Origin of the sequence: Streptomyces sp. NPDC003300, from assembly GCF_040610915.1 — a bacterium.
Classification (GTDB): Bacteria; Actinomycetota; Actinomycetes; order Streptomycetales; family Streptomycetaceae; genus Actinacidiphila.
In genome coordinates this window covers 345160-356858 of sequence record NZ_JBEXNE010000005.1, presented here as the reverse complement: position 1 = coordinate 356858, position 11699 = coordinate 345160, and the positions used below count along the sequence as shown (strand labels likewise).

The following is an 11699-nucleotide window of genomic DNA, read 5'->3' as shown; positions in this document are numbered from 1 at the left end:
CGTTCTCCGCCCGGGAGCGCGGGCCGACGCCGCCCGTGGCTCCCCGGGCACCGTCAGCAGGTCTCCGTGTCCCCCGCCTCGCCCAGGCACTCCGGCACGGCGGCCGGGGCGTCGGTCACGCAGTTCAACGCCGCGTCCGTCGCCGTCCCGTCCACGCCGTGTCCCGACGCGGCGAGCTGGAGCAGATCGTAGAGGGTGTCGCGCTGGCCGGTGTCGAGCGCGCAGAGGACTTCGTCCTCGACGCGGGCGAGCGCGAATTCGGCCTTGGCCAGCCGCTTGCCGCCCTCGTCGGTGAGCTGCACCAGGTGGCGCCTGCGGTCCTCGGGCGAGCGGAGCCGTTCGATCAGGCCGTCCGCCTCCAGATCGTTGAGCAGGCCGACGACATTGGCGCGGTCCATCATCAGCGTCGTGGAGAGCGCCTGCTGGGTGCTGCCGTGCTGGTCACGCAGGACGGTGAGGGCCACCAGGTGCCGTGGGCGCAGGCCGAGCGGGGTCAGCACGGACTCGGCGTGCAGTCGCATCCGGCGCGTCAGCTGTTCGAGCAGCGCGCCTGAACGTCGCGGGGGCTGGTTGAGCACGGGCAGTGAGGCCACTTCCTCAGTCTATCGGGCGGCGTGGAATCATGACGTGCTATAAATCGTTGGCGTTACACAAACCAAGTATGAAGGGTTAACGAGATGCCTCACCTCCTGCACATCGATTCCAGCGTCCAGGGCGACCGATCCGTCAGCCGCCGGTTGACCGCGCGGGCCGCCGCCGCCTGGAAGGCCGCCCACCCCGATGGCACGGTCACCTACCGCGACCTGGGCAAGGACCCGATTCCGCACATCCACACCGGCACCGTGGGCGTGGCGATGATCCCGGCCGAGGACCGCACCCCCGAGCAGGCCGCCACCTACGCGCTGTCCGAGACGCTGATCGGTGAGGTCAAGGAGGCGGACACCGTTCTGCTCGGTCTGCCCGTCTACAACTTCGGCGCGCCCAGCAGCGTCAAGGCGTGGGTCGACCACCTGATCGTGCCCGGTCTCTCCGTCGACGCCGAGACGAGGGACCCGCTGCTGACCGGCCGCGACTTCGTCGTCCTCGCCTCGCGCGGCGGCGGCTACGCCCCCGGCACCCCCCGCGAGGGCTGGGACCACGCGGAGCAGTGGCTCCCGCACGGCGTGGTCATGACCGGCCTGGTCCCGCGCTTCATCACCGCCGAGCTGACCCTCGCGCCGGTCACCCCGGCCATGTCCGAGCTGATCCCGCTCGCCGAGAAGAGCCTCGCGGCGGCGGAGGAGGCCGTCGACGCGCTGTGGCAGCCGGTGCGGGCCGCCTGATCCCTCGGGGTTCTCTGCCCCCTCAGGGTTCGCGGATCACGCCCCGGCGCCGTAGGCGCCGAACACGGCGGCGGCGGGGCGCCGCCGTCAGGGAAGAGGCGGCGTCCCCGGCGCGGCCCGGCCTGCCCCGGCTCCACCTGCCCGGGCCACGGCTACGCCTGCGCCACCACGATGTAGATGGTCACGGCCGCGAGGAAGGGTCGTGAGGCCAGGTGGTCCAGCCAGCGACGGGCCCCTTCGACGGTGAAGTACCCGGCGGCGAGGGCCCGTTGCGTGGTCCGCTCCAGGCCGAGGACCTTGTCGGCGGCGCCGACGTCCCGGAAGGCGGGCGTCACCGGGACGACCGTCGGCACCGTGAAACCGGCCTCCGCCGCCAGCCGGGGGAGCTGCCTGCCGATCCGGGCGTTACGGATCACCTCGTCGGTCACGTACCGCGTGTAGGCGCGCGACAGCTCGTCGTCGGGGTGGTCGACGGTCAGCGTGTCCCAGTCCGGCTCGCCCAGCACCAGCCGCCCGCCGGGCCGCAGCACACGGTGGGCCTCGCGCAGCGCCCGTACGGGATCGGCGACGTGTTGCAGCACCCGGTCGGTGCGGGCGCGGTCCACGCTGCCGTCGGCCAGGGGCAGTTCGTGGACGTCACCGAGGTGGACGGTGACGGTGTCCCGGTCGGCGGTACGTTCCCTGGCGGTGTCGACGGCGACCTGGTCGTGGTCCACCCCGATGACCGCGCCGGGGGCGGAGCCCGTGCCCGTACCGCTGACCGCGTCGGCGAGGGCGCCGAGGTCGGTGCCGGGGCCGCAGCCGATGTCCAGGACCGTCTGGCCGGTCCTGACATCGAGTGCGTCGAGCATGCGGCCCTTGTAGAAGCGGCCCAGGTCCGTCGCGGCGAGACGGTCGAGGTAGACGACGGAGCCGGGAGCGACGGTCTCGAAGACGGCTGAGGTCGGTGAACTCGGTGAGCTCGATGAGGTCGATGACGTCATGGCGCCAGTCAACCAACCGCCCCCGCGTCGGCGGGCTCCTTCCCCCGAAGGGGCGGCTACCAGGAGATCGCGTCGTTCATCGACTGCTGCCAGTAGCTGACCTTGAGCGAGTCGTCGATGTAGGTGCCCCCGGCGGGCAGCGACGGGTGGGCGCCGGTGCCGACGCTCTCGTTGCCGGAGCGGCCGTGGAAGTAGACGTTCAGGGTCTTCACGGTGCGGCCGTGCTCAGCGCTGCCGTCGGCGGCGGCCAGGACGATGACGGCGTAGCCGGACTCACCCGGGTTCAGGGTGACGACCGCCTGCGGCTGGGACTCCTCGATGACCGGCGGCTCGGCCTGCGCGTCGGTGAACTGCACGGACGGGTACGTGTAGAGGAGGCAGGGGTTGCCGCCGGTGTTGGTGACCGTGAGCAGCATGTGGTTCACGGGACGGTTCAGCGGGGACGCGACCGTCTTGGTGTTGGAGCCCTGGCAGGTGACCGCCGTGTCCTTGGCCCCGGGCTTCTTCGGCGCGGGTGCCTTGGCCACGGGCTTCTTGGTCGAGCCGTCCGCGGCGGGCTTCGAACCGACCGGCGTGCCCCCGGCGTCCGCAGTGGTGGAGCCGGAACCGGGAGTGAGGGTCGGGGTGACCGAGGGCGAGCCGTCGGAGGAGGACGAAGAGGCCGGCGAGGCGCCCTCGTCCCTGCTGCCCGACCCGTCGTCGCAGGCGGTCAGGGCGAACGCGGCGAGCGCCACGGTCGCGGCGGCGGTGACGAAGCGGGTACGGGTACGGGTACGGGAGTTCCGGATGCTGGACATGTGGCGGGTGCCCCTTAGTCGTTCGGGTGGTGGTGCTGCTTGGATGACTGGAGCTTGCGGGGCAATCCGTCCCAGCCACCACCGTCGGCGGGCAGTTGGGGACGCTGGGATGGAAAAACCGGCTCTGAGCAGGGGGAACGCACATCCCCTGGAATTCGTGACTGGGACGCGGGGGGATGGAGGAACTGATGTCGGTGGCAACAGGGGCCGGTGAAACGAACGAGTTCGCGACCCTGCTGCGGCAGCTCAAGGACCGTTCGGGCCTGAGCTACGGGGCGCTGGCGAAGCGGCTGCACATGAGCACGTCGACGCTGCACCGCTACTGCAACGGCACCGCGGTGCCGAACGAGTACGCGCCGGTCGAGCGCCTGGCGCGGGTCTGCCGGGCGACGCCCGAGGAACTGATGGAGCTGCACCGCCGCTGGATCCTCGCGGACGCGGCGCGCGACCGGCGCGCGGAACAGGCCGCGGCGGCGCGGGCGGGGGCGGCAGCGGCGGAAGCGGGGGCGGCGGCGGAGGCACCGGGTACGGAGCAGGCGGCGCCGTTGTCGCAAGCGGCGGAGGCGGGCGCCGGGGCCGAGACCGGGGCCGGGGCAGAAGCCGGGACCCCGGCCAAGGCCAAGGCCGAGACCGACGGAAACGGTGACCTCGTCGTCACCGACCTGCCGCGCACGCCCGCGCCCGCACCGCCGTCACGCCGCCGCCGTCACGCCCTGATCGCGGCCGTCACCGTGGCCGCCGTCCTGGGAGCCGTGGTCCTCGCCGTGGACCGGCCCTGGGACGGCGGGAACGGCGGGGGTTCCGCCGACGGAAAGCAGCGGGCCGTCGGCGCCACCGGCACAACCGCCGCCACGACCACCGGTACGGCGGCCAACGCGACGCCGCCCGCCACCCCGTCCTCGACCGCGCCGAGCCGCACCCCGTCCACCACGCCCTCGGCCACCAGGACCGGCGGGGCCGCGCCCGCCACCAGGACCGGCGACGGCGAAGGCGACGGCAAGGCCCCGCCGGTCAGCGTCGACGTCCACCCCTACGTCCGCGCCGAGGAGAACCCGTGCAGCCAGCACTTCCTCGTCGACGCCGAGCCCTCGCACATGGGGCCGCCCGCCAGCGAGCAGGACTCACCGCGCTGGGCCGCCGCGTACGGCGCGGTCTCCTCCGACGAACAGCGCCTGTCCCTCACCGTCCAGGGCACCGGCTCCGAGACCGTCGTCCTGGAGGCCCTGCACGTACGGATCGTCTCCAAGGCCGCGCCGCTCGCCTGGAACGACTACGCGATGGCCGTCGGCTGCGGCGGCAATGTCGGGACGGCGGACTTCGGCGTCGACCTCGACAAGGGCAGCCCGCACCTCACCCCGGAGAACGGCCAGCGCGACTTCCCGTACAGCGTCAGTGAGTCGGACCCCGAGGTCTTCCGCGTCACCGCCACCACCAAGGCGTACGACGTCCGCTGGGACCTGCTCCTGGACTGGTCGAGCGGCACCCGCCACGGCACCCTCCACATCGACAACAAGGGCGTCCCCTTCCGTACCAGCGCCGACGTGAACCGTCCCGGCTACGACTACCCGCCCGGCTACACCGACTGGATCAAGCGGGAGGGCGGCTGAGGCGAGGCGGGGGACGACGCGGTGACGTACGGACACGGGCAACGCGGGTGACGCCGTTACCGCGTCAGTGCTCCGAAGGCGACTTCGGCCGCCCGGGCGATGAGCGCGTCGTCGCGGGTCGCGTCCTCGGCCGCGCGGCGGGACAGGACGGCGAGGACGATCGGCGCGCCCCCGCCGGGCGGCCAGGCGATGGCGATGTCATTGCGGGTGCCGTACCCGCCGGTGCCGGTCTTGTCGCCGATCCGCCACCCGCGCGGCGCACCGGCCCTGATGGTGTGGTCCCCGGTCGTGTTGCGCACGAGCCAGTCGGTCAGCACGGCGCGCTTGTCGGCGGGGAGGGCCGTCCCGAGGACGTACGCGCGCAGGTCGGTGGCCAGGGTGCGGGGCGTGCTGGTGTCGCGGAGGTCACCGGGGACGGCGTCGCTGAGCGCGGGTTCGTACCGGTCGCAGTGGGTGACGTGGTCGCCGAGCGCGCGCAGGGCGTCCTGGAGCCGCCGGGGGCCGCCGAGTTCGCGGAAGAGAAGATTCGCGGCGGCGTTGTCGCTGTACCGGATGGCCGCGTCGCACAGGTCGCGCACGCTCATTCCGGTGGCCACGTGCTTCTCGGTGATCGGTGAGTTGCTGACGATGTCACCCCGGCCGTAGCGCACGACGCGGTCGAGCCGCCGCAGCGAGTTCTTCTCCAGAACGGCTCCCGCGAGCAGGGCCTTGCAGGTGGAGGCGTACGCGAAGCGTTCGTCGGAGCGGTGCGCGACGGTACGGCCGCTGCCGGTGTCGAGCGCGTGGACGCCGAGGGTGGCGTCGAACTTCTTCTCCAGGTCGGCGAAGGCGCGCCGCGTGGCGGGGTCGGCGGCGTTCGTCGCGCCCGGGGCGGGTCGCGTGGGCCCGGTGGGCCGGGTCGCGGGCGGGGACGTCGTCGTCGGCCGCGCGCCCGACCGGGTCGGGGCGGACGTTCCGGAGCCGCCGCAGCCGGTGATCGGCACGGCCGCGATCCCGGTGAGGGTGGCGAGCGCGGAACGGCGGGAGACAGGGGCGCGGGTGTCCATGGGGTGCGGGACTCCGTTCTGAGGGGGGTGGGTTCGCAGTTCTGAGGTGGGTGGGTTCGCAGTTCTGAGGTGGGTGGGTTCGCACCGGGGGCCGCCGGTCGGCTCAGGAGGTGAGCCGGTCCTGGTGGCCGCGGACGGCCCACGGCGTCGGTGCGGGGGCACACCGTACGGTCGGCCCCTCGTCCCGGAGTCAAGCCCGCGACCGGGCCGTATGTCGAATATGCTCTTGATGTCGGATCGATTCACAGGCCGTATCGGCCCACGCCAGGGGGCACGGATTGCTGACGGAACGGCATCTGGAAATCTTCGTCGCGCTGGCGGAAGAGGGACACTTCGGGAGCGCCGCGCAGCGGGTCGGCATCACGCAGCCGCCGCTGTCGCAGGGCCTGCGACGGCTGGAGTCGCTGCTCGGCGTCCGCCTCTTCGACCGCGAGCGCGGGGTGTCCCTCACCGAGGAGGGCGCCCTGCTGCTGCCGCACGCCCGCCGGGCGCTGGCCGCGCTCGCGGAGCTGCGCGAGACCGGTGCACGTGAGCAGGCCGACGGCCGCCGTCTGCGCCTCGGGCTGGCCCCCGAGGTGCCCGCGCCCCTCGCGGCCGGCGCGGCGGCCGAGGTCGCGGGCGCGCCGGTACGGACCGGTGAACGGACGCGCATCGGCGTGACGACGGCGCCGACGGCCGTACTGCTCAACGACCTCGCCGCCGGGCGGCTGGACATCGCCGTGATCCGGCACCCGTCCGTGCTGCACGGTCTCACCGCGGGCCGGGTGATCCTGCTGCCGACCTGGCTCCTCACCCCGGCCGGTCCGCACGTTTCTCACGGCGACGGTGGGGGTGGCGGTGGCGGTGGCGGTGGCGGTCACGATGGCGGTGCCGGTGGCGGTGGCGCGCCGCCGCGGCTGCCCGTCGCCGTACGACCGCGGGCCGAGGCGCCCGCGGCCCACGACCTGTTCGTGGACACCCTGGCCAGCCGTGGCCGCCGGGTGGAGACGGTGGTGGTCTCCGACGAGCGCGCCGGGCTCGCGCTGGTGGCGGCGGGCCAGGCGGTGCTGGTCACGGCGGACGACACGCTGACGGCCTCGGGGGTGGAGCGGCGTGCGGCGGCCGATCCGCCGCTTCCGCTGCGGCTGCGGGTGGCCTGGAATCCGCGGCGGCCGGGGGCGGGGGAGACCGCGCGGACGGCGCGGCGGTTCGAGGAGAGCCTGGCCCGTGGCGTCGCGGCCCCTCACACCTCTGGGCACTCTCCGCACGGCGTCCCGGCCCGGCGGGTGGCGCCGTGAGCGGCACCCGGCACAAGAGCGGGGTCGAGCGGGCCATCCGCGCCCTGTTCGACGACGCGGGCGTCCGCGGCTGGCTGCACGTGGCGGATCTGCGCCGCCCGTCCGACCAGGTGACGATCGACCCCGGCGAGCGGCTGCCCATCGCCTCCGTCTACAAGGTGCCGCTGATGGCCGCCTTCTGCCGACTCGCGGACGCCGGGCTGCTCGACCCGCGCCGCCCGGTGACGCTGGAGCCCGACGAGCGCGTCCCCGGCGCGACCGGCGTCTCCGTACTCCGCGACCCCGTCACCATGTCCCTGCGCGACCTGGTGGTCCTGATGATGACCATCTCCGACAACGCCGCGGCCGACGCCGTCCTCCGCGCGGTCGGCCCCGACGTGGTCGACGCCATGTGCCGCGAGCTGGGCATGCCCGACACCCGCGTCCACGGCGGCGCCGCCGGCACGTTCAGCCGCCTGGTCGCCGAGACGGGCGCCGCCTCCCTGGACGCGGCCCTCGCCCGCGTCGCCGACAACGACTCGGTCGCACCCCCTGGCGTGTACGACCCGGCCTTCACGGCGTCCGGCACCCCCGCCGACATCGCCGTCCTGCTCCGCGCGATCTGGACCGATGAGGCCGCCTCCGCCGCCCGTTGCGCCTTCATGCGCGACGTCATGCGCCGACAGCCCTGGACCCACCGCCTCGCCTCGGGCTTCCCCTACGACGACATCACCGTCTACGGCAAAACCGGCACCTTCGGCTCACTGCGCCACGAGGCGGGCGTCGTCGAATTCCCCGACGGCACCGCCTACACCGCCGTCGTCTTCACCCAGGCCGCCCGCTCCGACACCAAACTCCCGCGCGCCGACGCCGTCATCGGCACGGCGGCGCGACTGGCGGTGGAAGCACTACGCGCCACCCGCACCACCTGACCGCCCCCGGCCCTGGCCCGTTCACACCCGCTTGCCGCACGCGAACAGCGCTGCCTCGACCTGGTCCGGGAGCACCCCACGTCGCTCGGCGTACGCGCGCACCCCCTCCAGGTACCGCTCGTACTGGGGCGGGGTCCACCCGTTGTTCGGCCACCCGCCGTCCACAAGCCCGGCTTTCCGGAGGGCGCGGGAGACCACGCTGTCCAGGATGAGCGGTCGCGGATCGGCTCCCCCGTCGTGTCCCGCGAAGTAAAGAACCTTGGTGAAGAAGGCCGGTCCCAGAAAGCGAATCCGCTGGCCGCTCTTCAAGGCCCGGTACGCCTCGACAGGGCCGTGCGTGCGGAGTGTGCCGAGCGCCGCGGTCAGCCGGGCGTCGATGTCCGCGGCGGCCGCGGGATCCGCGAAGATCCTCGCCCGTCTGTCCACCGTCAACGCCTTGGTGCCCGATCCCCACACCAAAGAGGCGACCAGCAGATGCCGACGCCCCTCCGCGCTGTCGGCGCTTTCGGCGACGCGGAAGACGGTCCTGCGGTCCACCCGCTGCCAGCGTCCGTCCCGCGGACACGCGTCGAGCGCGACCGGCCACCATGCCGGATCCGGCAAACGGGATATCCAGCGGTCGCGGTCGAAGGGAATCGCCTGGGCGAGGACCGCCTCACGGTCGGGCACGTCGCAATCATCAGGAAAAGGGACCATATCGGCCCGCACGCTACCGTCAACTCCCCGCGACCGCGCAGGCTTTGCCCTCATCCACCCGAGTCGTCACCCCGCACGCATGAGACGGTGAACGACGGAGGATGGGGCGCGGGCGGTGAGGGACCGGGCCCGGGGCGGGTCCGCGATCTTCGGTGTGCACGTGTGCTGGATGCGCATGAGTGGCAGCCATGCCAGCTTCCACTCTCCGCCAACGCCGCCGCCAAGATCGTGGACATCAGCGAACTTCGTCATTCCGCACGGAGTCGGCAGCTCCTGCACTACGCCAAGCACGAGGAACCGTTGCCGCCTGAGGGGCGGGGGGTGCTCTGCTGCGGAGAGCGGCCGCGCAGACGTGAACGGGGACTTGCGCAGCTCACCCCGTCGGCGCCAGGCGCACCTGCGTTCGACAAAACTGCATGTCAGAGTGGGGTTGCGCGGCTTACCCCCGCGTGCCCCACAGTCCTGTCCGACAACGAACGGATAGGAGAAAAAGCATGCCCTCCATAAAGACTTCCCGCCGTCGGGAGAAGCAGGACAAGCGCCGCGCATACGTCGATCTGACTGTCGGCCGGACCCGCCTCACCGTGCCGAGGGGCACCGCCCGCCGCGCCGTACGAACCGTCAAAGCGGGCGTCACACACGTCGGGGCGTGCTGCATCTTTCTGGTGCTGGCGCACCTGATCTCGCAGCGTTGAAACTAGCCCGGCCCCCGGAGACGCACCACGTTTCCGGGGGCCGGGCAACTTCAGGCGGTTCGCGTGCGAGGAGTCGGCCGGGGCCGGCCGGGCATCGGACACCAGGGCTGCGACTCGCTCGCAATGCGCGAGTGACCCGCCCCCTCAGCGAGGACCGGTCGTCGGGGAAGAGACGAGGGTCATGCGGCCAGGCCGGCGATGCGCTTCGTCACTTCCTTGACCCAAGGCTCGGTGCGGTGAGGTGCGAAAAGCCGCAACGGACTTCCTGGAGGCATTCGATGCCGCGTTGGGAGTGGGTGCGCTGGTCGATCAGGAAGCTTTCGCTCCTGCGCCTGCCAAGGGGGCCTCGTACTCATCAGACCTGAAGATGACTTCGACGCTGATGAGCGGCGGCCAGACCGGGCGCGACCCGGTCGGTGAGCAGGTCGGCGAAGTCGTGGAGCGTCTCGGCCGCCCGACCGTCGGTGGCGACGATCTCCCATCGACGTGGCACCGACGTCGTGTCAGGAAACGTCATTCGTCCGCCCCCGTAACGCGGGTGCCCAGGCACACGGCCCACACCATCTTGCCGACACCGTCCCGGTCGCTCACTCCCCACTCCCCGCCGGTCAGGGCGTCAACCAGGTCGAGGCCGCGCCCGGACTCCGCGCTCGCCGACGCCCGGACGCGCTCAGGCTTGCCCGAGCCGGCGTCGTGCACCTCGATCCGTACCGACAGGAGGGCGGGCGGCCACGCTCTCTCCACAAGGGGACGGCATCCGGCCGGAGCTGACGGCACGACAGAAGACATCACACGCCCCTCCGGTAACCGAACAGGTGGCGGCCAGGGTTCTGCACGTCAGCGCTCCTTCGCAGCGTCGGCCATGCCCCGGGGCCGCGAGCACGGCCGCCGGGGTCCTAAGAGCCAGACTTACGAAGCGCCGAGTGCGCCAACAGTGACGCAGCGTCCTACTTCCGCGACGCTAATCCGCGACGCCCAAGAACTCGGCCAACGGCCGCAGCCCCGGCGGGTGGTTGGGGAGCGCCCACAGGTCGCGCACGATGGCGACGGCCAGGGTGTGGTGCTGCATCCAGGTCGGCGCGACGCGGCGCAACGATTCCAGCGTCTTGACGGCCCCGGGCGCGTCCCCCATGTCCGAGTGCGCGCGGGCGACGTCGAGGAGCAGCCACGTCCGCCATGAGGGAGGCGTGTCCTTGGACAGGCGCATGCCCTTGGCCAGGGTCAGAGCGTCGGCGGCGTGCCCGTACTGGACTGCCAGGCGGACGCGTTCGATGCGAACCGACGACGGGCTGAAGACGCTGATCATGCGATTGTCGCTGCCATCGGGCAGCTTGGAGACCCGCGCGGCCTCCGCCTCGGCCGTTTCCATCATCGCCGCCGCCCGGTCGTAGTCGCCGCTTCTCGCGGCGGACGTGGCGGCGCTCATGGTCAGTGCGCCCCACACCTTGAGCCCGTCGGCCGTGGCGGTGTGCTCGGCCTTCTTCATGGCGTCGGCGGCACCGAGCGCGATGCCCAGTGCGTCCTCCAGGCGACCCTGCCGTTGGTAGGTCCACGCCATCGAGTTGACGATCATCGGCACGAGCAGCGGATCGCAGGACTGCTCGGCAGCCCCTATGGCACGTTCCAGACTCGTCAACGCCAAGTCCGTCTTGCCCATCCGGACGGCGACGTGTCCGCCGAGTTGCAGTGCCTTGCCAAGCGCCGCGAACCCAGCCGCACGGTCGCCGTCCCCGCCGGAGACCGAGGCGGAACGGGCCTGCGAGATCAGGGCCGGAAGCGCCTCCATCACGGCGTCGAATTCCGCTGCGTGATATCGCGTCCACGCGTCAGCGATCCGATCCCACAGGCCGCTCACGGAGAAGTCCGGACCGGTGGGATCCGGCGGCGGCCCCCAGAGAACAGGCACGATCGCACGGCGCACGGCGACGAAGCGTGGTCCGTCGGTCTCGCCCGAGGCGACGGCCGGCGGATCGCCGAGGAGGGTGGTCAGCTCCACGCCCAGACCATTCGCCAGCGCGTGGAGAGTCGGAAGCCGCGCGGAATGCTTGCGTCCCTGTTCGAGCTGGCGGATCACGTCCACCGAGACGTTCGAACGCTCCGCCAACTCCTCCTGCGTGAGATCGGCCAAGCGACGCAACCGCCGCAGCGTACGCCCCAGATCTTCCTTCGCCACGCCATCACGGTACGCCCTGGCTCGTCCTCGACCTGTGCGTCCTGAACATGGCAAGGGCCATAGCGGAGAAGGCCGAACGTAAGGCACGGGAGGTCGGCGGCCCCGGGGCGGGCCGCGACCGCATGTGGACTAAATGTGCACCGCACGCCAGCGGCCCCCTCGCCCGGACCGGGCGGGAGGGCCGCTGAACTG

At 72.4% G+C, this 11699-nt stretch carries 12 protein-coding genes; 4 read left to right on the top strand and 8 right to left on the bottom strand.

Annotation, left to right across the window (positions count from 1 at the left end):
• Window positions 1-53: 53 nt before the first annotated feature.
• Window positions 54-593, bottom strand: a complete 540-nt coding sequence (locus ABZX65_RS10620) for a MarR family winged helix-turn-helix transcriptional regulator (RefSeq protein WP_355336690.1) — start codon at window positions 591-593, stop codon at window positions 54-56.
• An 84-nt stretch (window positions 594-677) separates the two neighbouring features.
• Between ABZX65_RS10620 and ABZX65_RS10615 the strand changes: the two genes are divergently transcribed.
• Window positions 678-1322 (top strand): NAD(P)H-dependent oxidoreductase, encoded by a 645-nt coding sequence (locus ABZX65_RS10615; RefSeq protein WP_355336689.1) that lies wholly within the window; start codon window positions 678-680, stop codon window positions 1320-1322.
• Window positions 1323-1474: 152 nt separating this feature from the next.
• Here the strand turns inward: ABZX65_RS10615 and ABZX65_RS10610 are convergent, their stop codons facing one another.
• Together ABZX65_RS10610 and ABZX65_RS10605 are read right to left on the bottom strand one after the other, a co-directional pair.
• On the bottom strand, window positions 1475-2305 hold the full coding sequence (locus ABZX65_RS10610; RefSeq protein WP_355336688.1) for a methyltransferase domain-containing protein: 831 nt from the start codon (window positions 2303-2305) through the stop codon (window positions 1475-1477).
• 56 nt (window positions 2306-2361) lie between these two features.
• The gene (locus tag ABZX65_RS10605; protein ID WP_355336687.1) at window positions 2362-3102 is read right to left on the bottom strand and encodes a DUF4232 domain-containing protein; all 741 of its coding nucleotides are present in this window, start codon (window positions 3100-3102) and stop codon (window positions 2362-2364) included.
• Window positions 3103-3290: 188 nt separating this feature from the next.
• Here ABZX65_RS10605 and ABZX65_RS10600 point away from each other — a divergent pair, with 188 nt between their 5' ends.
• Entirely contained in the window at window positions 3291-4709 is a 1419-nt protein-coding gene (locus tag ABZX65_RS10600; protein WP_355336686.1) for a helix-turn-helix domain-containing protein, read from the top strand.
• 56 nt (window positions 4710-4765) lie between these two features.
• Here the strand turns inward: ABZX65_RS10600 and bla are convergent, their stop codons facing one another.
• Window positions 4766-5755 carry a class A beta-lactamase gene (gene bla / locus ABZX65_RS10595; protein ID WP_355336685.1) on the bottom strand — a complete coding sequence of 330 codons (990 nt, stop codon included), beginning with the start codon at window positions 5753-5755 and terminating at the stop codon, window positions 4766-4768.
• Between the two features lie 278 nt (window positions 5756-6033).
• On the opposite strand from bla, the gene ABZX65_RS10590 reads away from it, so the two are divergent.
• Window positions 6034-7032, top strand: coding sequence for a LysR family transcriptional regulator (locus ABZX65_RS10590; RefSeq protein WP_355336684.1), 999 nt, complete (start codon window positions 6034-6036; stop codon window positions 7030-7032).
• Window positions 7029-7943, top strand: coding sequence for a serine hydrolase (locus tag ABZX65_RS10585; protein WP_355336683.1), 915 nt, complete (start codon window positions 7029-7031; stop codon window positions 7941-7943). The genes ABZX65_RS10590 and ABZX65_RS10585 overlap by 4 nt, the downstream gene beginning before the upstream one ends.
• A 21-nt stretch (window positions 7944-7964) precedes the next feature.
• Here the strand turns inward: ABZX65_RS10585 and ABZX65_RS10580 are convergent, their stop codons facing one another.
• The 4 genes from ABZX65_RS10580 to ABZX65_RS10565 form a co-directional block, all read right to left on the bottom strand.
• On the bottom strand, window positions 7965-8612 hold the full coding sequence (locus ABZX65_RS10580) for a hypothetical protein (RefSeq protein ID WP_355336682.1): 648 nt from the start codon (window positions 8610-8612) through the stop codon (window positions 7965-7967).
• A gap of 1077 nt (window positions 8613-9689) precedes the next feature.
• On the bottom strand, window positions 9690-9827 hold the full coding sequence (locus ABZX65_RS10575; RefSeq protein WP_355336681.1) for a hypothetical protein: 138 nt from the start codon (window positions 9825-9827) through the stop codon (window positions 9690-9692).
• A gap of 20 nt (window positions 9828-9847) precedes the next feature.
• Window positions 9848-10078 carry a hypothetical protein gene (locus ABZX65_RS10570; RefSeq protein WP_355336680.1) on the bottom strand — a complete coding sequence of 77 codons (231 nt, stop codon included), beginning with the start codon at window positions 10076-10078 and terminating at the stop codon, window positions 9848-9850.
• A 217-nt stretch (window positions 10079-10295) separates the two neighbouring features.
• Window positions 10296-11507, bottom strand: a complete 1212-nt coding sequence (locus tag ABZX65_RS10565; protein ID WP_355336679.1) for a helix-turn-helix transcriptional regulator — start codon at window positions 11505-11507, stop codon at window positions 10296-10298.
• Window positions 11508-11699: the final 192 nt, after the last annotated feature.

Coding starts and splice junctions, on each gene's coding strand:
- ABZX65_RS10600 (WP_355336686.1), top strand. CDS start 3,291: ATGTCGGTGGCAACAGGGGCCGGTGAAACGAACGAGTTCGCGACCCTG.
- ABZX65_RS10615 (WP_355336689.1), top strand. CDS start 678: ATGCCTCACCTCCTGCACATCGATTCCAGCGTCCAGGGCGACCGATCC.
- ABZX65_RS10605 (WP_355336687.1), bottom strand. CDS start 3,102: ATGTCCAGCATCCGGAACTCCCGTACCCGTACCCGTACCCGCTTCGTC.
- bla (WP_355336685.1), bottom strand. CDS start 5,755: ATGGACACCCGCGCCCCTGTCTCCCGCCGTTCCGCGCTCGCCACCCTC.
- ABZX65_RS10610 (WP_355336688.1), bottom strand. CDS start 2,305: ATGACGTCATCGACCTCATCGAGCTCACCGAGTTCACCGACCTCAGCC.